Here is a 23538-nt window from a genome sequence, read left to right as displayed (position 1 = left end):
TATGTCGACCGCCTTGATTTTGAGCGGCATGGTCAAGCGAGCGGCAGCTCATTCCGGCTGAATGCCGGCGGCCTTGACGATATCGGCCCATTTCCTGATCTCGGTTCCGACGAAGGCCCTGAGCTCCTGGGATGTGCTGGTCTCCGGCTCGATGCCGGCGGCGAGCAGCTTCTCCTGTGTGGCCTTGTCGTTGATCGCGACGACCAGCGCCTGGCGCAGCTTGTCGATGACCGGCTGCGGCGTCTTCGCGGGAACGAAGGCCGCGAACCAGGCAGCGAGGTCGTATCCGGCGACGCCCGACTCCGCCATCGTCGGCAGCTCGGGCGCCAGGGCGCTGCGCTTGGCGGTGGAAACGCCGAGGCCATTCACCTTGCCGGCCTTGATCTGCGGCAGCGTCGTCGAGATGTCGGCGAAGACGATGTTGATCTGGCCGCCGAGAAGATCGGTGATCGCCTGCGGATTGCTGCGATAGGGCACATAGGTGAGGTCGATGCCCCCAAGCGTCTTGAGCATCTCGCCGGCGATCCGAGAGGAGCTCGACCCCGCCCCGAAAGTGAGCTTGCCCGGATTGGCCTTGGCATGGGTGATCAGCTCCTGCACGGTCTTGGCCGGTACCGATGGGTTGGTCGCCAGCGCGAGCGTGATGGTGCCGAGCTTGGTCACGGGCTCGAAGCTCTTCTCGGCGTCATAGGGCACGCTCTTCAGCAGGCTCTGATTGGCGCCATGCGTCGTATTCGTCGTGATCAGCACGGTGTGCCCGTCAGGCTCTGCCCCCGCCACGGCCTGGGCCGCGATGATGCCGTTTGCGCCACCCTTGTTCTCGACGATGATCGGTCGACCCAACGTCTTCGATGCGTGGTCGCCGAGGATGCGCGCCAGCACGTCGGTGGCGCTGCCGGCCGCGAAAGGCACGATGAATTTGATGTTCTGCGTCGGATAGCCCTGCGCCGCGGCAGGCAGGCCTGCCAGCAATGCGCCGCCGAGCGCCAGGGCGGCCAAGCTCCAGCTCTTCGATGTCATGGTCGTTTTCTCCGGGCGGTTAGCGATCGCCGTCTTGTCGCGGCGTCGTGCGGGAATGGCTTTCGTCGGGGATGTCGAGATCGAGCAGGGCCGAGCTCAGGCCCTTGCCATGGGTGTCGAGGGTGAGCGAACGGGTCACGCCACCGCCAAGCGCCTGGCGCAGGACGAAATTGAGGGCACTGAGGCTGGGAATCTCGTATCGCACCACCTCGCCGGCCACGAGCTCGCCGAAATGCGCCTTGACGCGCTCGGCCGTGACCTGGCGCAGCAGCAGGGCATAGTCGGCGGCCTCATAAGCGATCACCGAGATGCTCGAGGTGTTGCCCTTGTCGCCGGTGCGGGAATGAGCGATCTCGCGCAGCTTCATCTCAGCTCTCCACGTAATGGATGGCTGTCGCGACGCGCTCACGCGGGATCAGGGTCGAGAGAATGCCGACCACCTCGCGGGCGGATTTCGTGACGCCGCCCCCGCCCGCCGGACCGTTGGTGTAGAGCGTCTCGACCTCGTTGCCGATGCGCAGAGCCTCAATGAGGCTGTCCGTGCGCCCTGCGACGCGAACGCGCACTTCATAGGGTTCATGGCCACCGCCATGGTTCGAGAGCCTCTCGCCATGCAGCGCATTCGCGCCGATCAGGTCGAAGCGCAATTCGCTCGTGCGCACCCCGGTCAGCGCCAGGCGCTCGCGGACGATCTCCAATGCCAGAGCGCCGCGCGCCCGCGCGCCAGGACCCGCATAGGAGATCTGGCCTTCGCCGACAAAGCCTTCGACCGTCCCGAGCGACACTTTCAGCGTCCCGGTCCGGGGATGGCCGGTGGCGCCCTGGACGCGGACGCGATCGAAGCCGATCTCCTCGACTGTGACGCAGGAGAAGTCGGCCACGACATCGGGAGTGAGATAGCGCGCCGGATCATGGATCTCGTAGAGGATCTGCTCCTTGCAGGTCGCGGGCGTGACCTGCCCACCGGAGCCCGCGGCCTTGGTGACGACGACGGAGCCATCCTCGCCAACCTCAGCGATGGGGAAGCCGAGCCGGGCGAGATCGGGCACCGATTTGTAGCCGGGATCGGCGAAATACCCGCCCGTGACCTGGCCCGCGCATTCCAGGAGATGCCCGATCAGCGTGGCCTGGCCGAGCCGATGCCAATCATCCCTAGCCCAACCGAAGGCATGCACGAGCGGGCCGACGAACAAGGACGGATCGGCCGCGCGGCCGGTGATGACGATGTCGGCGCCATCAGCCAGCGCTTCAGCAATGGCTTGCGCCCCGATATAGGCATTCGCCGAGATCAGGCTGCCGCCGAGATCGGCAACGGAGACGCCAGTCTCGTCGACGCGGTAATCGCTGCCTGCCACGGACGACAGGACGTCGTCGCCCGTCACGGCCGCGATCTTCAGCCCGGTCAGGCCCAGTTCGCCGGCGATGGTCCTGATACGCTCGGCGCCGGCCACGGGGTTTGCCGCGCCCATATTGGTGACGATGCGCGTGCCGGACTGCCGGCACGGCCGCAGCACCGCCCGAAACCGCTCCGCCAGCAGCGGGTCATAACCGGCTTTCGGATCCTTGAGCTTCGCCTGCTGGGCCAGCGCGATGGTGCGCTCGGCCAGGCATTCGAAGACCAGGTAGTCGAGCCCGCCTTTTTCGGCGAGTTCGATCGCCGGCTCGATCCTGTCGCCGGAATAGCCCGCGCCTGCGCCGATCCGAACCTGCTTCACCACCGCCTCCGACAACCGGCGGCATAGCAGCATCGGCTGATTGATCACACAATTGAAATGAATCTATCAGAGTGATAGTCATTCATTATGAATATCGACGTTCGGCAGCTGCGCGCTTTCGTCACCGTGGCGCAATTCGGCAGCTTCACGCGGGCGGCCAATTGCCTGAACCTGTCGCAGCCGGCGCTGACGGTTCAGATTCAGAAGCTCGAGGACGGACTCGGCGTCCGTCTGTTCGACCGCAACACCCGCAGCGTATCGCTGACCCGGATCGGCCGCGAATTGGCGCCTCAGCTCGGGCGTATCCTCAGTGATCTCGACGCGGTCGTCGAGGATACGCGCCAGCTCGCGCAAGGCCAGCAGGGCGTGGTGCGGCTGGCGGTGCTGCCGTCCTATGCCTCAGGCATCCTGCCGGAGATCATCGCGACCTTCCGCCGGACGAACCCGCAGGTCAGCTTCGTCATCCGCGACGTGATCGCAAGCCGCGTCGCCGAACTGACCCGGCAGGAGCAGGTCGACCTCGGCATCATGGGCGGGGCGCTGAGCGACCCCGACCTCGAAGTGCTGCACCGGACACAGGATCACATGCACGTGGTTTTTCCCGATGGTCACAAATTAGGCAATTTCGATTCCGTCACCATCGACGACATCGCACCTCTTCCGCTGGTCCTGATGGACCCCGCGACCAGCGTCAGGGCGATCGTCGATGCCGCCTTCCTGGCCGCGGGCCATCAGCCGATCGTCGGCGCGGAAGCGACCTATATGTCGACCGCGGTCGGGATGGTGCGCGCGGGGCTGGGAGTCGCGATCCTGCCGGGCTCTGCGATGGAGGTGCGCGCCGAGCAGACCTTGCGCTCCCGGCCCCTGAACGCCGCAAATTTCGCGCGCCAGGTCGCGCTCATCAAGCGCAGCGGCCGGACATTGCCCCCAGTGAGCGGGAGTTTTGCGCTGATGCTGATGAAGGAATTGCCGGCCGCGCAAGGCGGGGACACGGCTTGAAGCAAGCGAGGCTACGCCGAGAGCCAGAACGCGGTTGCGGCCTCATATCGACTCTTCAATGACTGCTTGCCCCGCCTTCCTCCGTTCCAATCGCCGATCCATCCCAACCCGCGCGCATGGGGCCGAACCGCGGCGAGATGACGCAAGGAGATGAGGGAACCGGCAGGGGTTGAGCACAATTTATTCGCAGATGGATAGCACAAAAGGGGAAGTGCTCACTTTTGCGCATTGCCAGCCCGGCGCTTGAGAGCGATTCTGGCGTTCGATAGCAGATGCTGATTCGCAGTTGACGTGCGCCGTGTTTCGACCAGGGGCGTAGCTGATTCTCGTTTGCCTGCGTCGAGCCGCGGCATAACCATATGCAGAGGGCTCATGTACAACGACTCTTTGTTCAACGCTTTCGCTCGCTCCTATGAGGCACGCCGCGAAACGGATATGCCGATCTCCGACTACTTGGAGGCCTGCAGAGGCGACCCGATGCTATACGCTAATGCAGCCGAACGGCTGCTGGCGGCCATCGGCGAGCCTCAGATGATCGACACGGCCAAGGATCCTCGCCTTGGCCGTATTTTTTTGAACCGGACCGTCCGGACCTATCCGGCCTTTGCCGGCTTCTACGGCATGGAAGAGACGATCGAGCGCATCGTCTCCTTCTTCCGTCACGCCGCCCAGGGCCTGGAGGAGCGCAAGCAGATCCTCTACCTGCTCGGCCCGGTCGGTGGTGGTAAGTCGTCCCTCGCCGAACGGCTCAAATCGTTGATGGAGGTCCACCCCATCTATGTGCTGAAGGCCGGCGACGAGATCAGCCCGGTCTTCGAGAATCCGCTGAACCTCTTCGATCCCGGGACGATGGGCCCCATCCTCGAGCAGCGCTACGGCATCCCGCAGCGGCGGCTGACGGGCCTGATGAGCCCCTGGTGCCTCAAGCGGCTCGAGACGTTCGGAGGCGACATTTCCCGCTTCCAGGTCGTCAAGCTGCAGCCCTCGCGCCTGCGCCAGATCGCCATCGCCAAGACCGAACCCGGCGATGAGAACAACCAGGATATCTCATCGCTCGTCGGCAAGGTCGACATCCGCAAGCTCGAAAACTTCTCCCAGAACGACCCCGACGCCTACAGCTATTCGGGCGGCCTCAACCGCGCCAACCAGGGCGTCCTCGAATTCGTCGAGATGTTCAAGGCGCCGATCAAGATGCTGCATCCGCTGCTGACGGCGACGCAGGAAGGTAACTACAACGGCACCGAGAACATCGGCGCCATCCCCTTTTCCGGCGTCATCCTCGCGCACTCCAACGAGGCGGAATGGCAGAGCTTCAAGAGCAACAAGAACAACGAGGCCTTCATCGACCGGATCTGCGTCATCAAGGTGCCCTACTGCCTGAGGGCGACCGAAGAGCAGAGGATCTATGACAAGCTGATCGAGGGCTCGGCGCTCAGCAGTGCCGCTTGCGCGCCAGGAACCCTGTCGATGCTGGCGCGGTTCTCGGTTCTCTCGCGGCTGCGCAACCACGAGAACTCGACCTTGTTCGCCAAGATGCGCGCCTATGACGGCGACAGCCTGCGGGAAACCGACCCAAAAGCCCGCAGCGTCCAGGAATATCGTGACGCCGCCGGCATGGACGAAGGCATGGACGGCATCTCAACGCGCTTTGCCTTCAAGGTCCTAGCGGCAACCTTCAACCACGACACGATCGAGCTCGGCGCCGATCCGGTGCATCTGATGTATGTGCTGGAACAGGCCATCCGCCGCGAGCAGCTCCCTGATGAGACCGAGAAGCGCTATCTCGAATTCATCAAGGCCGACCTTGCCCCGCGCTATGCGGAGTTTATCGGCCACGAAGTCCAGAAGGCCTATCTCGAATCCTATGCGGATTATGGGCAGAACCTGTTCGACCGCTATGTCGACTACGCCGACGCCTGGATCGAGGATGTCGACTTCAAGGATGCCGACACCGGCCAATTGCTCGATCGCGAACTCCTCAATCAGGAGCTGACCAAGATCGAGAAACCGGCGGGAATCGCCAATCCGAAGGATTTCCGCAACGAGATCGTCAAGTTCTGCCTGCGCTCGCGGGCGAGCAATGGCGGCAAGAACCCGTCCTGGACCGGCTACGAGAAGATCCGCGAAGTCATCGAGAAGCGGATGTTCTCACAGGTCGAGGACCTGCTGCCGGTCATCTCCTTCGGCTCGAAGAAGGATGGCGAGAGCGAGAAGAAGCATGGCGAGTTCGTCTCGCGCATGGTGGAGCGTGGTTATACCGAACGCCAGGTCCGGCGTTTGATCGAATGGTACATGCGCGTGAAGCAGGCTGGCTGAGCCAGGCGCGGGAGCCATCATGAACATTGTCGACCGACGCCTGAACCCACGCGGCAAGGCTCTCGAGAATCGTCAGCGTTTTCTGCGCCGGGCCAAGGGCGTCGTACAACAGGCGGTGAAGCAGTCCCTGCAGAGCCGCAATATCCGGGACGTGCTGGAGGGCGGGGAAGTCAGCATTCCGATGGACGGGATGGAGGAGCCCAGCCTTCGCCGGGGGAGTGGGGGCACGCACGACCACGTGCTGCCCGGCAACAAGACCTTCATTGAAGGCGATGTGCTGCCGCGCTCAGGAGGAGGCGGCAGCGGCAAGCCCGACAAGGCCGGCGAGGGAGCCGGCGAAGACGCGTTCCGCTTCGTCCTGACCCGCGAGGAGTTTCTCAACGTCTTCCTCGACGATCTGGAGCTTCCAGACCTCGCCAAGCGGCGGCTCACCGAGACCGAGCATGAAAGCCCCGTCCGCGCCGGCTATTCGGTCTCGGGCTCGCCGGCCAACATCGCGGTCAACCGCACGACGCGGCTTGCGATGATGCGCCGGATGGCGCTTCGCCGTCCCAATCCCGAGACGATCGCGCTGCTTCAGGCGGAAATCGCCGCCTGCGAAGAGGATGGCTTACGCCTGGTGCTCGAAGACAAGGTCAAGGCGCTCGAAGCCAAGGTGCGCCGCATTCCCTATATCGACCCCGTCGATGTCCGCTATCGCCGCTATGAGAACGAGCCGAAGCCGGTCGCACAGGCGGTGATGTTTTGCCTCATGGATGTGTCCAGCTCGATGACGGAGCACATGAAGGACCTCGCCAAGCGGTTCTACATGCTGCTCTATATTTTCCTGTCGCAGCGCTACCGCCATGTCGAACTCGTCTTCATCCGTCACACGGACCGGGCCGAGGAGGTCGATGAGGACACCTTCTTCCACAGCCCCGCGACCGGCGGGACGCTGGTTTCGAGCGCGCTCGAGGCGATGCGATCGGTCATCGCGAAGCGCTATTCTCCCGAGGATTGGAACATCTACGCCGCCCAGGCCTCGGACGGGGACAACTCCTATTCGGACGAGGGCGTGACGGAACGCCTGCTCAAGGAGGCGATCCTGCCGGCCAGCCAGTATTTCGCCTATCTCGAAGTCGGCGAATCCGGGCGCGAATCGATGTCCCACTCCGCCCTGTGGCGGCTCTATGAAAGATTACGCTCGGAGGGAGCCCCGCTCTCGATCCGCAAGGTCAGCCATCGCAACGAGATCTTCCCGGTCTTCCGCGAGCTGTTCCAGCGCCGCCAGGGCCATGAGAAGGCCGCATCATGACGGGAGCCGCAATGGAACCGCTTTTCGAGGGAGCCGATTGGAGCTTCACCACACTCCAGCGGATCCATGACGCCTGCCAGGAGATCGCGCTCTCCGAACTCGGCCTGGACGTCTATCCCAACCAGATCGAGGTCATCACGGCCGAGCAGATGCTCGACGCCTACTCCTCCACCGGCATGCCGCTGTTCTACAAGCATTGGTCCTTCGGCAAGCATTTCGCCCATCACGAGGCGTTCTACCGCAAGGGCCTGAGGGATCTGGCCTACGAGATCGTCATCAACAGCTCGCCCTGCGTGTCCTACCTCATGGAGGAGAACACGGCGACGATGCAGACGCTGGTCATCGCGCATGCCGCCTTCGGCCATAACCATTTCTTCAAGAACAACTATCTGTTCAAGACCTGGACCGACGCGGAAGGCATCCTCGACTATCTCGACTTCGCCAAGGGCTATATCGCGCGCTGCGAGGAGCGCCACGGCCAGGCGGCCGTCGAGCGGACGCTGGACGCGGCGCACGCCCTGATGTCCCACGGCGTCCACCGCTATCCCGGCAAGAGCAAGCTCGACCTGCGCCAGGAGGAAAGGCGCGAGCGCGATCGCCGCGCACATGAGGAGCAGATCTTCAACGACCTCTGGCGCACCGTGCCGGCCGGCCCCAGCAAGAGCGCCCTGGATCTCGGCGCCGAGCGGCGGCGCACGGTCCTTGGGCTACCGCAGGACAATCTGCTGTATTTCCTGGAGAAATCCGCGCCCCGCCTGCAGGCCTGGCAGCGCGAGATCCTGCGCATCGTGCGCCATGTCGCGCAGTATTTTCATCCGCAGCGGCAGACCAAGGTGATGAACGAGGGCACCGCGACCTATGTCCATTACCGCATCATGACGCGGCTGCACGAGAAGCAGGCGATCAGCGACGGCAACTTCCTCGAATTTCTCACCTCGCACTCCAATGTCGTGTTTCAGCCCGCCTTTGACCATCCGCGGTTTCCCGGCTTCAACCCCTATGCGCTCGGCTTCGCGATGATGCAGGACCTGGAACGGATCGTCACCGCGCCCGAGGCGGAAGACCGCGAGTGGTTTCCCGATATCGCCGGCACCGGGGACGCGATGGCCGTCCTGCGCGACATCTGGGCCAATTACCGCGACGAGAGCTTCATCAGCCAGTTCCTCAGCCCGCGCCTGATGCGGCAGATGCGCATGTTCCACATTTGCGACGACCCGGCGCGGAGCGAAGGCGTGACGGTCGAGGCGATCCATGACGAGGCCGGCTATCGCCGGATCCGCCGCCAGCTCGCCCGCGAATACGACATCAGCTGGACCGATCCTAATATCGAGGTCGTCGATGTCGACCTCGCCGGCGACCGGCGCCTGCTTCTGCGCCATACCGTCGTGAACAGATGCCTGCTTCAGGACAAGGCCGCTACGCATGTGCTCCAGCACATCGCCGATCTCTGGAGCTATGATGTCCGGCTCCAGGAGGTCGACCCCACAGGCACGGTCCTGAAGGAACATGTGGCCAGCCCGCGCGGCATGACCCGCGCGGCCTGAGCGGCGCGGCCCGGGACAAGCCTGCCCTAGGATGCCACGCTTGGAAGGTCGAGCCGCTCGGGCGCGAGCGCCGGTGAGCGCATGCCCTTCCCGCCCTCCCAGCCCTGGGTTCCTTGACGGCCTGAGGGCGTGGTTTCGCTGCTCAGAACTCTTCCCACCCGGCATCGCCGGCGCGACTGTTGGCGACCTTCTTGGCCGGCGCGTGCGACGCTGGCGCAGCCGCCTGGGTCCGAGGTGCCGGTGCCGGCACTTTGGTTTGCCTGAAGGCGGCCTCGGCGAGCTTGCGCAGGCGCGCGGGCTCCGAGCCGTGGCTGGCCGGTGAGGCTGTCGCACCCTCAGAGCCCGTCCTGAAGGCCGCGACGAGGTCGTTGAGCTCACCGATGCGGCCCGAGAGCGACCCGGCCGAGGCCGCGCTCTGTTCGGCGAGCGCCGCATTGGCCTGCGTCATCTCGTCGAGATGGGCGACAGCCTGGCTCATCTCGTCGATGCCGTTGGCCTGCTCGCCCGAGGCCGCCGAGATCTCGGCGATGGTGGCCGCGACCTTTTGCGAAGCCGCCAGGATCTGGGTCAGCGCGTCGCCGGCCTGGCGCACCAGCTTGACGCCCTCGCCGACCTCGCTGTTGGACGAGGAGATCAGCCCCGAAATGTCCTTGGCGGCGGCGCTCGAGCGCTGCGCCAGCGTGCGGACCTCGGAGGCCACCACGGCAAAGCCCTTGCCGGCATCGCCGGCACGCGCGGCTTCCACCGCCGCGTTCAGCGCCAGCAGATTGGTCTGGAAGGCGATGTCGTCGATCACCCGGATGATGTCGGAGATCTTCTGCGAGGCGCTCTCGATGCGCGCCATCGCAGCCACGGCCTCGGTCGCGATCGTGCCGCCCGACTGCGCTGCCTGCATCGCTTCGGTCGCGATCGCGGCTGCCTGCTTCGAAGCCTGGGCCGAGGCCTTCACCGAGGCTGCGAGCTCCTCGGTCGTGGCCGCGGTCTCCTCCAGCGACGAGGCCTGCTCCTCCGTGCGCTTCGAGAGGTCGTCGGCGCCCATGGTGATCTCGCGCGCGGCCAAGCCGACATCCGCAGAGGTCGTCTGGATCGTGCGCACCGTCGTGGACAGGCGGTCGACAGTGGTGTTGAAGTCGTCACGAAGCTGCTCATAGGCCGCCGGAACGGCGATCTCGATGCGATGTGTCAGGTTGCCATAGGACAATTCCGCAAGGCCGCGGGCCAGCTCCGTGACGACCTTTTCCAGCTCCTTCGCCTGCTCGAGCTGCTGCTGCGCTCCCGCCAGGCGCTCGGCCTCAGTGGTGTGTCGGGTGTCTTCGATCAGGCGCGCTTGCGCGATGGCGGCGGTTTCGAGCTCCGCCTTCTCGATCGCAGCGCTGCGCAGGACGCCGACCGCATCAGCCATCGCCGCGATCTCGTCGCGGCTGCGGATGACGGGGATCGCCGCCTCGATATCGCCCGAGGCAAGCCGGTGCATCGCCGCCTTCAGGCTGCCGAGCGGCTTCATCATGCGGCGCAGGACCAGCAGCAGCACGGCGCCGCCCACCAGAGCGATCAGCAATCCGGCGATCACGTTACCCCAGATCATCTCATCGATCACGACCAGGAAATCGGCCTGCCTGATGCCGACGAACAGGATGCCGATGACCTGGTTGTTCGATGACTGGATGATCGGCTCATAGATCGTGAAGTAAGGCAGGCCCAGAATGTCGGCCGCGCCGGAATAGGTCTTTCGATCCTTGAACACAGCGTCATAGGCAGGCCCGGCGGCCAGCTTGGTGCCGACGGCGCGCGAGCCATCGGGCTTCTGCACGTTGGTGGCAACGCGCACATCGCCCATGAAGACCGTCGCCACGCTGCCGGCCAGCGCCTTGACCTTGTCGACGGCAGCGAAATTGCCGTTCACCGGCTCATTGCCGAAGTAGAGCTTGTCGCCCTCCAGCTTCGGCTCCCCCTTGGCGACGAGAATATCGCGCAGCAGGTTGATGTTGACGGAGAGGCTGGACTGCGCCCGTTCGCGCATCGCCTTGTCGGCGGCATGGATCGACACCAGGACGGATGCGGCGACAGCCGCCCCCACGATGAGGACCCCGACGATAGCCAGGCGAGTCGCGATCGGCAGCCGAAATAGAAAGAGCTTCTTCATGAGGCGGCTCATTGTTGAATGGGCGGCGTGACACACCCAGGAACACCTCAGCTTTGTCTATAATAATGAAAAGCTGCTTAATTTTAGGGTTCTTACCTCTCTCAACGCATAGGTTCGAAATTTTCGGCGTAGAGATGCGCAAGGGGGAGCCCTCATAAATGAATACATCGGAATATAACTTTATGCAGCAATCAGTATTTCTTCGATCTGTGCATTTTACTATAAACTACCAAAGACGCACATCGGAACGCGGATTTCATCCTTCGAAACGAAGCGGCGCGGCTTCTCAGAATGGAGGCTCAGCGAGGTTTTCAGCCGAACCATCGGAGCAGCGTGGCCTGATCAGTCTTCTGTGACGATAATGTCATCGGACGGTCATCGGCCGATGCGTAGTTCGGCCGCCATGAGCGACGCTCCCACACATCACTTGACCGCGCAGGATGTCTCGCCCGCGGGGGGCACGACACCGCCTTCTCCCCCGCTGCTGGCGCTGGAGGCCTTCACCGTCTCGTTCCGCAACGGCCATGGCGCGACCCGGGTCGTGCATGGCGTCGATCTCATGCTCGCGCCTGGGGAAGCGCTCGGCATCGTCGGCGAATCCGGCTGCGGCAAGAGCGTCACCTGGCTTGCGGCCTTGCGGCTTCTCGGCAGGGGCGTCGCGACCTCGGGCAAGGTTCTGCTCTCGGGCCAGGACATCACGCATCTCGGCGAGCGTGAGATCGCGCGCATTCGCGGCGGCCGGATCGGCCTGATCTTCCAGGACCCGACGAGTTCGCTCAATCCGGTGCATCGCATCGGCACGCAGATCGGCGAGGCGCTGCGCTTGCATCGCGGCCTCTCCGGCGCGGCCGGGCAGACGGAGGCGCTGCGCCTGCTCGACCGTGTCGGCATCGCCGACGCGCCGCGCCGGCTGCGGCAATACCCACATGAATTGTCCGGCGGCATGAACCAGCGCGTGATGATCGCGGTCGCGCTGGCCGGCGAGCCCGACGTGCTGGTCGCCGACGAGCCGACGACCGCGCTCGACGCCACCATCCAGGCCCAGATCCTCGATCTCATCCGCGACATCCGCCGCGACACCGGCATGGGCCTCGTGCTGATCTCGCATGATCTCGGCGTCGTGGCCGATCTCTGCGACCGTGTCGCCGTGATGTATGCCGGCCGCGTCGTGGAGACCGCAGCGACCTCGGCGCTGCTGCATCAGCCGCACCACCCTTATACGCGCGGGCTGCTGGCCGCCCTGCCGGAGCTGGAGGGGCCACGCCTGCGCTTGACGCCGGTGCCCGGCACGGTGCCCGCGCCCGATGCGATGCCGCCAGGCTGCGCCTTCGCGCCGCGCTGCACCTCGGCTGCCGCCATCTGCCAGGTCGCGCCGCCGCCGCTCGCCCCGGCGGGCGGCGTCCGCCAATCCGCCTGCCTGCGGCTCGATGCCTTGCCGCCCTGGCAAGGAAGCCCGGAGCAGCGGGCTTTGGGCCAGCGTGAGCCGCGCCTGGAAGAGCTTGTCGGGATGTCGTCATGAGCGCGCTTCTCACGGTGAAGGATCTGGCGCGGCACTATCCCGTCGCTGGCGCGCGCGGTGAGCGGCGCCTGCTGCACGCCGTCGATGGGGTGAGCTTCTCGCTCGACGCCCGCCGCACGCTTGGTGTCGTCGGCGAGTCGGGCTGCGGCAAGTCGACGACGGCCAAGCTGGTGCTGGGCCTGCTCGCGGCCTCCTCCGGCCGGATCGATTTTGCCGGCGAGCCGGTCACGGCGGTGCGCGATGCCAGATGGCGCGCCATGCGCCGTTCCATGCAGATGGTCCCCCAGGACCCGTTGGCGGCGCTCGACCGGCGCCTGACGGTCGGCGAGCAGGTCGTCGAGCCGCTGCAGATCCACAATCTCGAAGCCGGCCCTGGGGCGCGGCAGGAGCGGGCGCTTTCGCTGTTCGAGGCTGTGGGCCTGCGTCCCGACCTGTTCGACCGCTATCCGCATGAATTGTCAGGCGGCCAGCGCCAGCGCGTGGTGCTGGCGCGCGCACTGGTGCTCGACCCCAGGCTCGTGGTCTGCGACGAGCCGATCTCGGCGCTCGACGTCTCCGTCGCGGCGCAGGTCATCAACCTGCTGCAGGATCTGCAGGAGCGCTTCGGCATGGCCTATCTCTTCATCAGCCACGACCTCAAGGTGGTGCGCCAGATCGCCGACGAAGTCGCGGTGATGTATCTCGGCCGCATCGTCGAGCAGGGTCCGCCCGACGCATTGTTCCATGCACCCGCCCATCCCTATACCGAGGCGCTGGTCTCGGCGGTGCCGACACCCTGGCGGCGCATGCGCGAGCGCATCGTGCTGTCGGGCGATCCGCCCAACCCGGTCGATCGGCCCAGCGGCTGCGCCTTTCATCCGCGCTGCCCGCGCGCCATGGCGCTGTGCGCGACGGAGGCTCCAGCCCTGCGCCGCGTGGCGGATGGGCGGCTCGCCGCCTGCCATCTCGCGCCGGCCATCGACAGCCCGGTTGCCGTAGCCGCCTGAGTGCGGCAGGAACCGCTTCCATATCCTTCGGAGACAGACGATGGCGCAGAATGAGCAGGCCACTGCCGGGCGGGTGATCGTGGCGGTGTTCGACGGTCTCCGACCCGATATGGTGACGCCCGAGCTGACGCCGAACATCCTGCGCCTGGCGGCGCGCGGCACCTGGTTTCGGCAGGCGCGCAGCGTCTTCCCCTCGCTGACGCGCGTCTGCACGAGCGCGATCGCCACCGGCGCGCCGCCAACCGCGCATGGCATCGTCGGCAACGCCTTCTACCATGCGGCCGCCATGCCCGAGCATGTCTTCGACACCGGCCGTATCGACCATCTTCGCCGGATCGAAGCCCACCATGGCGGGCGCCTCATCGACGTGGACACCTTTGGCGACGTTCTCGCTCGCGCCGGGCGACGGCTCTGCGTGGTGCATACGGGTTCGCCCGGCTCGGCGCATTTCATCAACCCGCGCGCCCGCGACAACGGCCACTGGACCTTCTCGATGCATGGCGTCGACGGCACCCAGACACCCCATGCCGTGACCGAGGCGCTGGAGACGGTCGGTCCGCTGCCGGAGCGCGAGATGCCGCGCCTGGGCGAATTGCGCTACGCCGCGCGGCTGATGGTGGAGCATGTCTTGCCGGTGCTGGCTCCGGATGTCGCGCTGGTCTGGTTCAACGAGCCCGACACGACCTTCCACTACAAGGGCCTCGGCTCGCCCGAGGCCAAGGCCGGGCTGCAGGAAGCCGACAAGGCCTTCGGCGCCATTCTGGACTGGGTCGACGCCCAGCCGGATGCGGAGCGCATCGCCGTGATCGTCGCCTCCGATCACGGCCAGATCTCGACCCGCGCCACCCACCCGCTCTTCGACGACGCCCGCCAGGCGGGCTTTGCGGTCGCCCAGCGCGACGCGCTCGATGGCGCGGCCTTCGTCGCCACCGGCGGCATCAGCGGCGAGATCCGCCGCCTCAATGGCGACCGCGACGGCATCGAGCGGATCGCCCATTGGCTGATGCAGCAGCCGGCCGTCGGGCATGTCTTCTCGCCCGCCCGCAACGAGGTCGAGGGCGTGGTGGACGGCACCTTGTCCCTCGCCCTGATGGGCAATGGGCATGAGCGCCAGCCGGACCTCATGTTCATCCTGAAATCGGATCTCGCGACCGACCAATACGGCCTGCCGGGCCTGGGCACGATGACGCCGGGCGACGTGCCGCTCGGCGGCGGCATGCATGGCGGCATCAATCCGCACGAGCTCAACACCGTGCTTATCATCGCTGCCGAGACGGCGGAGGGGCGCGGCTCCCTGTCCTCAGCGCCGGCCGGCATCATCGATATCGGCCCGACCGTGCTCGGCCTGCTCGGGATAGCACTGGGGCAGACCATGCAGGGCCGAAACCTCGCCCGCCCAGCCCGCGAGGAGGCGCGCGTCACGCGCCATTCGGCCGGTCGCGGCGCTTTCGGCCAGCATGTCGACATCGTCGAGCAGGATGGCCGCCGCTTCATCCTGGGCGGCGGGCAGTAGGCGCGAGGCTTATTGAACCCACGCCGTCAGTTGCGGCCGAAGGACAGGTTGTCGGGCCGCAGATCCATGAAATAGAAGGTGGTCGGCCGCCAGGCGATCGACTTCTTGATCGCGTAGGCCTCGCTCGGCTGGTAAAGGATCGTGGCTGGCGCTTCGTCCTCCCAGATGTCGAGCATCTCGGTAAAGAGGGCCTTGCGCTTGCCCGGATCGACCTCCGCCTCGAGCGCATTGCCTGCCTTGTTGAAGGCCCCCGCCGAGGTCCAGAACTTCGAGACCTGGATCTCGCCGGCAGGCCCCCAAGCCACCCAGATCGAGCCGAGCGGATCGGGCAGGCGGGTCGAGTTCGACCAGTTGAAGATCTGCGAGCCGGCGCCGCGCAATTGCGCCGAGTTCTCGACGACCTGCAGCGAGGCGTTGAGGCCGACCGCCTTCCATTGCTCGACCAGAACCTGCGCGGCTTCGAGCGCGTTGGTGTAGTAATTGGCCATCGTCCGATAGACGATCGGCTCGCCCTTGTAGCCCGCCTGCTTCAGCAGCGCCTTCGCCCTGGCCGGGTCGTAGGGCAGCTTGCGGCCCTCGACGAACATCTGGCCGTATTCGGGGAAGTTGTGGCTGGCCGGCACCAGGGCCGTGCCCTGCCACAGCGTGTCGACGAGCTTCTGGCGGTCGATGGAGCAGACCAGCGCCTGGCGGATGCGCTTGTCGGACAGCAGCTTGTCCTGGTCGTTGAAGGCGAGCACATGCACGTTCGCCAGCACGACCGAGCGCACGTCGATGTCCTTGTAGCCGCCGACGATGCTCATCTGGTCCGGCGGAATATTGGTGATGAGGTCGTAGTCACCCGCCACAAGGCCGGCGACCCTGGCGGCCAGTTCCGGCACGCGCTTGAAGATGACGCGCTTGGCCGAGGGCTTGGCCATGAAATAATCGTCGAAGGCCTCGAGCACGGTCGCGTCGGCGGCGCTGTGCGACACCACACGGTAGGGGCCGGTCGCGACGGGCTTCCTCGAATAGGCCTCGAAGCCCATCGCCTCATAGGCACGCTTGTTGACGATCCAGGCGCACCAGGAGGCGAGCCGCTGCTCCAGCAGGACGTCGGGCGTCCTGGTGCGGAAACGCACGCTGTAGCGGTCGATCGGCTCGACGCTGGCCAGCACGCCGAAATAAGCCTTGCCGCCCGGGATCTGGGCCTTGTCGCCCCAGAGCCGGCCGTCGCGGAAGGTATAGGCGACATCCTCGGAGGTGAGCTCGTCGCCATTATGGAACTTCACCCCCTGGCGCAGCGTGACGATCAATTCCAGCGGCGAGACACGCTCCCATTTTGTGGCGAGATGCGGCTTGAGCTCCGAGCCGCCGCCATCGGCCGTTCCGAGGAAATCACGCCGGATCAACGTGTCGAAGATCGAATAGGTGATGCGCGTGCCGACATTGGAGAGTTCGCGGGCCGGCTCCAGCGTCGCCGGCAGATCAGCGACCGCCACGGTGAAATTCGGGCGGGTCTCGCTGGCAGCGAAGCCCGGCTGGGCGTTCAGCGCGATGGGGGTGGCGATCGCGCCTTCCAGGAAGCGGCGGCGGGAAATCGTAGCCATTGTGGATCCTTGGAGCAGCCGGTGCCGCCAAGCCGACAAGGTCGGCACGGCGACCGGCACCAGTGGAACGATGAATGCGTGGCTTGCCTCAGCCAGGCGACAATCCGGTGACATTGGGGCGCCCGGCGATGGCTTCGACCAGCAGGCGTGGATCGTCGAGCAGGATCGCGTCCGGCGACAGGGCAAGCAGCCGGTCGAGCCCGTCACGATCGACACGCCCGACCGGGAAAGGCGGATAGTCCGGCAAGGCCACCGAACGCGGCTGGCCGACCATGACCGCAAGCTTCAAGCCCTCGGCCCGGACGGCAGCCGCGCGTTCGGCCGTAGCATCGCCTTGCCATAGCCGGAACCAGTCTGCGCCGGCAGCGCGAGCCATGGCTGCCGAGTCCGGATCGGCAGCGAAGGCGAGCAACGCGACCTCGCGCGCCTGAGCGCGCGCCATGGCGATGAGATCGAGATCGCGCAGACCGAGCACTATGCGCCCAACCGCGCCGGCTTCGCTGAGCTCCGCCAGAACGCGCGAAACGACGGCGCGCTCGGTCAGCTTCACGTCGAGCAGCAGCCCGAGCGGAGCCGAGGCCGCGATGGCGTCCTGCAGCGTCATCACCGACGGCAGCAGGCGGCGGATGGTGGCGAGATCGATCTCAGCCACCGCACGGGGGTCGTCGCAGAGGCGTTTCAGATCGGCGTCGTGCAGGCAGACGAGGATGCCGTCGACTGTCAGCCGCAGATCCGTCTCGACCATGTCGGCACCAGTAGCCTCTGCTGCCCGAAAGGCCTCTGCCGTATTCTCGGGCGCGAGCAACGCCCCGCCGCGATGCGCGATGACGAGCGGGCGTCCCGAAGCCGGCGATTGTGCGGATACCATCATCCCGCCCTTACCTGCGATCGACCGTGGGATCGAACCTGTCGCGCAACCAGTCGCCGAACAGGCTCATCGACAGGGTCGTCAGGAGGATCGTCAGCCCGGGGAAGACGGCGATCCACCAGGCGTTGAGCAGATAGCGCCGCCCCTCGCCCAGCATCAGGCCGAGCGAGGTGCCCGGCGGCTGCACGCCCAGGCCGAGGAAGGAGAGCGAGGTTTCGAGCAGGATCGTGCCCGGAAAATTCAACGTCGCCTGTACCACCAGCGCCGCGACGATATTGGGCAGGAGATGGCGCATGATCACCCGCGCTGGCCGCGCGCCGAGAGCCTCCACCGCATTGATGTACTCGCTCTCCTGCTCGGAGACGACGAGGCCCCGCGCCAGCCGGGTATAGCGGTCCCAGCCGTCGATGCTGACCAGGATGATGAAGAGCAGGATGTTGTTGCCGAAGAAGGCCAGCATCGTCAGCGCCAGGAACAGCGCCGGGATCGCCGCCTGCGCATCGACCAGCATCATGATGCCCTGGTCGACGAGCCCCTTGAACCGCGCCGCGACGAAGCCGAGCAGCGTGCCGAAGACCGCCCCGATCAAGGTGCCAAGCACCGCGATCAGGATCGAGGTGCGGATGGCGAAGATCAACCGGCTCAAGATATCGCGCCCGAGCTGGTCGGTGCCGAGCCAATAGGTCATGCCGCCGCCCTCGGACAAAGGCGGGCGCAAACGCGCCGCGAGGTTCTGGGTGGTGAAGTGGATCGGCGCCAGCCAGTCGGCGAGCAGCGCGACGAGCACGGTGAGCAGGAGAAACGCCGCAGACAGCTTGACGAGGGGCGACATCGCCGCCCGCGCCGGGCGGGAGCGCAGCGGTGGCGACGCGAGAGCCGCGCTGTCGAGCCCCGCCGTCATGCCCGTGCTCCCCCAGCCTGCCGGAAGCCGCCCAGCCGGGGGTCGATCAGGATATGCAGGATGTCGACGAGCAGATTGGCTGAGATCATGATCACCGTGATGGTGAGGATCACGGCCTGCACCACGGCAAGATCACGCGTTGCCACCGAATCGACCAGCAAGCGGCCGACGCCGGGCCAGGCGAAGATCGTCTCCACCACCGCACTGCCGGCGAGAATCCCGCCGATCTCGATGCCGAGGAACATCAGGAGCGGCACCGACGCATTCGGCAACGCGTGGCGGATGATGACACTGAAGGGCATCACGCCACGCCCACGTGCCGCGCGAATGAAGGGCTTGCCGAGCACCTCCAGCGTCGCGGTCCGCGCGAAACGGGCGAGCCGCCCCGCCAGCGGCAATCCGAGCGTCACCATCGGCAGGATGAGATGGGCAGGAGTGTCCGATCCCGCCGATGGCAAGACGCGCAGTTTCAGCGCGAACAGCAGGATCAGCAGGATGCCGAGGAAGAAGATCGGAATGGCATAGCCGAACACGGCCGAGGCCATCGCCAGCCTGTCGATGGCGCTGTTGTGCCTCAGCGCCGCCAGCACGCCGAGCGGCAGGCCGACCAGCAAGGCCAGCAGGAGCGCGGATGTCCCGAGCAGCGCCGTCTTCGGCAGGGCCTCGAGAACAGCAGCGAAAGCCGGCCGGTCATCGGCGAAGGAGGCGCCGAAATCACCCCTGGCCGCGCTGAGCAGATAGCGCAGATATTGCTGGTGGAGCGGCTGATCGAGGCCCCAGAGATCGCGGTAATAGGCGCGCACGTCCGGGGGCGTGTCGATCGAGAGCATGATGTCGGCGGGGTCGCCCGCCAGGCGCAGCGCGATGAAGACCGCCGAGACGCAGATGAGGAGTGTGAGGATGGCGCGCCCCGCGCGCAGGGCCAGGAACCGAAACATGCGTAAAACCGATCGACACGACCTCGTGACAAGCGGCGCATCTGCAAAGCCGGCGACGACAGATTGATGACAGCCTGGTGCTTTCCGCCTCGATCAGGCGAAAAGCAGGCGCGCTCCGATCAGCCCGCTGCCCCCCATCGCTGCCGCCAGGCATTCCCCGCCAGCGCCGCGACGCAGTCGATCAGCGGGGTGGGAACCCCGGCCCTTCGGCCGAGCTCGGCGACCGCGCCTGCGATCGCGCCCAATTCCAGCGGCCGGCCAGCCTCCATATCCTGCAGCATCGAGGTCTTGACGCCGACCAGGGTCGGAGGAAGCTCCAGGCGCACCTCGAGATCGGGTCTATCCTCGATGCCGAGCGCGGCTGCCACGGCAACGCATTCCGCCATGATCGACTTGGCGACGCTCCGGAGCGCGGGGTCGCCGATGATGGCGTCGATCGTCGCCCCGGTCACGGCCGAAATCGGATTATAGGCGGCATTGCCGAGGAGCTTGTGCCAGACCGCGCTTCGGATGTCCGCGCTCGGCTCGGCGTCGATGCCACCCGCCTTCAGGAAGGCCACGACATCGGCAAGCCTCGCGCTCGCCGGCGCCAGCGGCTCGCCGATGACCAGGCGCTTGCGGCCGTTCCAGGCGATGCGGTTCGGCGCCGGGCGATTGGCGCCGACATAGACGACGCAGCCGAGAACCTGGGTGGTCGGAAGCGCCGCCGCGATCGCGCCTTCGGGGTCCACGGAGGTCAGTTTCCGATCGCCGAATCCCTCGTCCAGCCCATCCAGGTACCACCATGGAATGCCGTTCAGCATCGGCAGCACGATCGTCCCGGGCCCGAGCAGAGGCGTCACCAGATCCAGGCCCGTCGGCCAGTCATGCGCCTTGTAGCCGACCAGAACGAGATCCTGCACCCCGGCCGAGGACGGATCGGCGGTCGCGTTGACGGACAGTGTTTCGGCGGATGACGCGGTCTCGAGGATCAGGCCATCGGAGGCGAGCAGGGCTGCCGTCGCCGGACGCGCCACGATGAGAGGGCTCTGCCCCGCCTTGGCCATATGCCAGGCGATGACGCCCCCGATCGCTCCGGCGCCAACAATCGCCACCCGCATGGTCCGCTCCCGCTTTGTGAATCGAGAGCGGACTATAATGCGCAGAAGCGGATGGGACAGTCTCGATCCCGGACAGGTTGCCTACTTGATCATCACGGAGGGCAGCCAGGTCACGAGCCCCGGGAACAGGCAGCAGATGATCACCGCCAGGAACATCAGCACGACGAAGGGCATCGTGCCCCAGATGATGTCGGAGAGCGGGATGTCGGGCGCGATGTTCTTGATGACGAAGATATTGAGGCCCACCGGCGGGTGGATCAGCCCCATCTCCATCACGATGGTCATGACGACGCCGAACCAGATCAGGTCGAAGCCCGCGGCCTTGAGCGGCGGCAGCACGATCGGAGCGGTCATCAGGATGATCGAGACCGGCGGCAGGAAGAAGCCGAGCACGATGACGAAGAGCAGGATCGCCGCCAGCAGAACCCATTTCGACAGCGACAGCCCGATCACCCAGGCGGCCATCGCCTGGCTGATATGGAGATAGCTCATCACATAGGCATAGAGCAGCGACATGCCGATGATCATAAGCAGCATGGTCGATTCGCGCAGCGTGCCGGTGACGATCGGCATCAGCTTGGACGGCCGCCAGATACCGTACATCGCGCCGATGACGATCAGCGCCAGCACCGCGCCAACGCCGGCCGTCTCCGAGGGCGTCGCCCAGCCGGCATAGAGCACGACCATGACGCCGGCCAGGATCGAGACGAAGGGCGCGACCCAGGCGATCATCCTGAGCTTCTGGCCAAGCGTGTAATGCTCTTCGGTCAGCAGCGCCGAGCGGACCCCGGTCTCGGCTGCAATCGTCTGAGCCACCGCGAATTCCTTGCGGTAGCGCAGCACCGAATAGAGCGCGAACAGCGTGATCAGCAGCAGCCCCGGGCCGATGCCGGCGAGGAAGAGCTTGCCGAGCGAGACCTCGGCCGCGACCGCGTAGAGCAGCATGGTGACCGAAGGCGGCAGCAGGATGCCGAGCGTGCCGCCGGCCGCGATGATGCCGGCAGCGAAACCGCCGGAATAACCGCGCTGGCGCATCTCCGGGATGCCGGCCGAGCCGATCGCCGAACAGGTCGCCGGCGACGAACCGGCCATGGCGGCAAAGAGACCGCAGGCGATGGTGTTGGCGACGCCGAGCCCGCCGGGAATCCGGTGCAGCCAGGCATGCAGGGCCGAATAGAGGTCCTTGCCGGCGTTGGAACGCCCGATCGCCGCCCCCTTCAGGATGAAGAGCGGGATCGCCAGGATGATGACGTTGGCGAGCTCCTCGTAGAAATTCTGCGCAATGGTATCGACCGAAGCCGACGGCATGAACAGCAGCATGAAGACGAGCGCGACGACGCCGAGCGCAAAGGCGATCGGCATGCCGGAGAACATCACGACGAGCGTCGCCACGAAATAGGCGATGCCGACCTGCGCCTGCGAGAGGCTCGTGACCAGCGGCCTGACCGGCCTCTCCCACATCAACAGCGCCACCACAGCCAGGATGACGACGGCGAGAACCAGCAGCGAGCGCTGGCCGACCTGCAGCGCGACCTGCACGGCCAGCAGGGCCATGCCGAAGGTCAGCAGCGAATAGGGAATCCAGAGCGGCGGCCCCCAGGCCGAATGCGAGGTCTGGCCCTCATGCAACGCCTCCTGCAGCAAGCCGCCGGCCTTCCAGGCGAAGAACAGGCAGAAGGCCAGCACCACGGCGTCGACCGTGGCGCGCCGGGCCGCGTTCAATCGCGGCGAGAGCATATGGTCGAGGAAGTCGATGCCGATATGGCCACGCCGCTGCTGCACGGCGCCGGCCGAGAGGAACATCGCGCCGGCGACCAGGAAGATCGTGACCTCGTCCTGCCACTCGACGCCGCGACCATAAAGATGGCCGGCGATGACGCCGAAGGTCAGGACCAGCGCGGCTGCGAGCAGCGCAACGGCCGAGAGCTTGAACAGCGTCTCGTTGACCGCACCGATGACGGCGGCGATGCCGCCCGTCACCGGTGTCGAGCTCCTGATGTCGCTGGCGAGGATGGCGTCGTGCTGCAGGCCGCCCGCCATCTCAGGAAACCGCGCGGGCGAGCTTCAGGAGTTCCGCGGCTTCGGTCGATTTCGCCGCATAATCCTTCCAGGCGCTCTCCTCGGAGATCTTGCGCCAGGCCGCGAGGTTGGCGTCGGTCTGGTCGACGACCTGCACGCCCTTGGCGGCATAGACCTTGGCGACCTCCTCATCGTCCTTCTTGGCCTCGGCCGTGCCCCAGGCTTCCATCTCGGCGCCGACATCGAGCAGCGCCTTCTGCTGCTCGGGCTTCAGGCTGTCGAAGATCGCCTTGGACATCAGCATCGGTTCGAGCATGAACCAGAACGAGCCCTTGCGAGCCGCCGTCAGCGATTTCGACAATTCTTCCAGGCGGAACGAGATCAGGCTGGTCGAGGAGGTCACGGCGGCGTCGAGCGCGCCGGTCTGCATGCCGATATAGACCTCGTTCGACGGCATGGTCGAAACCTGGGCGCCTGCGGCGGTGAACATCAGATCCATCTCGCGGCTGCCGCCGCGGATCTTGATGCCCTTGACGTCATCGGGGCCGCCGATCGTGCCCTTGCGCGAGGCGACACCACCGGCCTGCCAGATCCAGGAGATGATCTTGATGCCCTTGTCCTCGACGATCTTGGTCAGCGCCTTGCCGACCTCCGAGGTCTTCCATTTCGCGCCCTGCTCATAGCTCGTGACCAGGCAGGGCATCAGTCCGAGATTGCAGGCATGCAGCTCGCCGCCGGCATAGGCGATCGGATAGAGCGACATGTCGAGCGCGCCCTTGCGCAGCGCCGAGAACTGCGCGTTCGTCTTCATCAGCGACGAGTTGGCGTAGACCTCGAATTTGAGCGACCCTGCCGTCCGCTTCTCGACCTCGCGCGCCATGATCCGGCACAGCCGATCGCGGAAATCGCCCTGGTCGATGCTGCCGCCGGGAAACTGGTGCGAAATCTTCAGCGTCGTCGCGCTCTGGGCGGAACCCGGCCGGCTGAAGGTCAGGACGGCGGGAGCCGCGATCAAGCCGGACAGGACGTGGCGTCGGTCGAACTGCATGTCTTCCTCCCATGGAAGAGCCTGGG

At 65.9% G+C, this 23538-nt stretch carries 18 protein-coding genes and 1 pseudogene; 7 read left to right on the top strand and 12 right to left on the bottom strand.

Features of this window, described 5'->3' with window-relative positions:
* Positions 1 to 48 precede the first annotated feature (48 nt).
* The 3 genes from J2Y55_RS17870 to J2Y55_RS17860 are packed head-to-tail and all read right to left on the bottom strand — an operon-like array spanning position 49 to position 2735.
* Positions 49 to 1020 (bottom strand): Bug family tripartite tricarboxylate transporter substrate binding protein, encoded by a 972-nt coding sequence (locus tag J2Y55_RS17870; protein ID WP_310156191.1) that lies wholly within the window; start codon positions 1018 to 1020, stop codon positions 49 to 51.
* 19 nt (positions 1021 to 1039) lie between these two features.
* A complete protein-coding gene (locus tag J2Y55_RS17865; RefSeq protein ID WP_310156188.1) occupies positions 1040 to 1387 on the bottom strand; it encodes an AtuA-related protein in 348 nt (115 codons plus the stop codon).
* Between the two features lies 1 nt (position 1388).
* Positions 1389 to 2735, bottom strand: coding sequence for an acyclic terpene utilization AtuA family protein (locus J2Y55_RS17860; RefSeq protein ID WP_310156186.1), 1347 nt, complete (start codon positions 2733 to 2735; stop codon positions 1389 to 1391).
* Between the two features lie 87 nt (positions 2736 to 2822).
* Here J2Y55_RS17860 and J2Y55_RS17855 point away from each other — a divergent pair, with 87 nt between their 5' ends.
* The 4 genes from J2Y55_RS17855 to J2Y55_RS17840 all read left to right on the top strand — a co-directional run bounded on the left by J2Y55_RS17855 (position 2823) and on the right by J2Y55_RS17840 (position 8888).
* The gene (locus J2Y55_RS17855; protein WP_310156184.1) at positions 2823 to 3734 is read left to right on the top strand and encodes a LysR family transcriptional regulator; all 912 of its coding nucleotides are present in this window, start codon (positions 2823 to 2825) and stop codon (positions 3732 to 3734) included.
* Positions 3735 to 4106: 372 nt separating this feature from the next.
* Complete coding sequence (locus J2Y55_RS17850; protein ID WP_310156181.1) at positions 4107 to 6050, top strand: PrkA family serine protein kinase; 1944 nt, start codon at positions 4107 to 4109, stop codon at positions 6048 to 6050.
* 19 nt (positions 6051 to 6069) lie between these two features.
* A complete protein-coding gene (locus tag J2Y55_RS17845; protein ID WP_310156178.1) occupies positions 6070 to 7344 on the top strand; it encodes a YeaH/YhbH family protein in 1275 nt (424 codons plus the stop codon).
* A gap of 11 nt (positions 7345 to 7355) precedes the next feature.
* Positions 7356 to 8888, top strand: a complete 1533-nt coding sequence (locus J2Y55_RS17840) for a SpoVR family protein (protein ID WP_310156175.1) — start codon at positions 7356 to 7358, stop codon at positions 8886 to 8888.
* Positions 8889 to 9030: 142 nt separating this feature from the next.
* Here the strand turns inward: J2Y55_RS17840 and J2Y55_RS17835 are convergent, their stop codons facing one another.
* A complete protein-coding gene (locus J2Y55_RS17835) occupies positions 9031 to 11031 on the bottom strand; it encodes a methyl-accepting chemotaxis protein (RefSeq protein ID WP_310156174.1) in 2001 nt (666 codons plus the stop codon).
* A gap of 403 nt (positions 11032 to 11434) precedes the next feature.
* Here J2Y55_RS17835 and J2Y55_RS17830 point away from each other — a divergent pair, with 403 nt between their 5' ends.
* The 3 genes from J2Y55_RS17830 to J2Y55_RS17820 are packed head-to-tail and all read left to right on the top strand — an operon-like array spanning position 11435 to position 15049.
* A complete protein-coding gene (locus J2Y55_RS17830; RefSeq protein ID WP_310156170.1) occupies positions 11435 to 12550 on the top strand; it encodes an ABC transporter ATP-binding protein in 1116 nt (371 codons plus the stop codon).
* Positions 12547 to 13536 carry an ABC transporter ATP-binding protein gene (locus J2Y55_RS17825; protein ID WP_310156167.1) on the top strand — a complete coding sequence of 330 codons (990 nt, stop codon included), beginning with the start codon at positions 12547 to 12549 and terminating at the stop codon, positions 13534 to 13536. Before J2Y55_RS17830 ends, J2Y55_RS17825 begins: the two co-directional genes overlap by 4 nt.
* Before the next feature lie 40 nt (positions 13537 to 13576).
* The gene (locus J2Y55_RS17820) at positions 13577 to 15049 is read left to right on the top strand and encodes an alkaline phosphatase family protein (protein WP_310156163.1); all 1473 of its coding nucleotides are present in this window, start codon (positions 13577 to 13579) and stop codon (positions 15047 to 15049) included.
* 26 nt (positions 15050 to 15075) lie between these two features.
* Here the strand turns inward: J2Y55_RS17820 and J2Y55_RS17815 are convergent, their stop codons facing one another.
* The 8 genes and pseudogenes from J2Y55_RS17815 to dctP form a co-directional block, all read right to left on the bottom strand.
* Positions 15076 to 16638 (bottom strand): ABC transporter substrate-binding protein, encoded by a 1563-nt coding sequence (locus J2Y55_RS17815; protein ID WP_310156160.1) that lies wholly within the window; start codon positions 16636 to 16638, stop codon positions 15076 to 15078.
* 88 nt (positions 16639 to 16726) lie between these two features.
* Positions 16727 to 17506: a glycerophosphodiester phosphodiesterase gene (locus tag J2Y55_RS17810; RefSeq protein WP_310156157.1), complete on the bottom strand. Its 780-nt coding sequence runs from the start codon at positions 17504 to 17506 to the stop codon at positions 16727 to 16729.
* Positions 17507 to 17516: 10 nt separating this feature from the next.
* Positions 17517 to 18407 carry an ABC transporter permease gene (locus J2Y55_RS17805; protein ID WP_310156152.1) on the bottom strand — a complete coding sequence of 297 codons (891 nt, stop codon included), beginning with the start codon at positions 18405 to 18407 and terminating at the stop codon, positions 17517 to 17519.
* Positions 18404 to 19345, bottom strand: coding sequence for an ABC transporter permease (locus J2Y55_RS17800; protein ID WP_310156148.1), 942 nt, complete (start codon positions 19343 to 19345; stop codon positions 18404 to 18406). Before J2Y55_RS17800 ends, J2Y55_RS17805 begins: the two co-directional genes overlap by 4 nt.
* A 119-nt stretch (positions 19346 to 19464) precedes the next feature.
* On the bottom strand, positions 19465 to 20445 hold the full coding sequence (locus J2Y55_RS17795; RefSeq protein ID WP_310156146.1) for a ketopantoate reductase family protein: 981 nt from the start codon (positions 20443 to 20445) through the stop codon (positions 19465 to 19467).
* Positions 20446 to 20526: 81 nt separating this feature from the next.
* Complete coding sequence (locus J2Y55_RS17790; protein ID WP_244546504.1) at positions 20527 to 21906, bottom strand: TRAP transporter large permease; 1380 nt, start codon at positions 21904 to 21906, stop codon at positions 20527 to 20529.
* A gap of 66 nt (positions 21907 to 21972) precedes the next feature.
* Positions 21973 to 22485: pseudogene (locus J2Y55_RS17785) on the bottom strand (TRAP transporter small permease); the annotation flags it as partial.
* A gap of 1 nt (position 22486) precedes the next feature.
* A complete protein-coding gene (gene dctP, locus J2Y55_RS17780) occupies positions 22487 to 23512 on the bottom strand; it encodes a TRAP transporter substrate-binding protein DctP (RefSeq protein ID WP_310156143.1) in 1026 nt (341 codons plus the stop codon).
* Positions 23513 to 23538: the final 26 nt, after the last annotated feature.

This window comes from Allobosea sp. BE125 (assembly GCF_031456075.1).
GTDB lineage: Bacteria > Pseudomonadota > Alphaproteobacteria > Rhizobiales > Beijerinckiaceae > Allobosea.
This window is presented reverse-complemented; position numbering and strand designations above follow the sequence as displayed.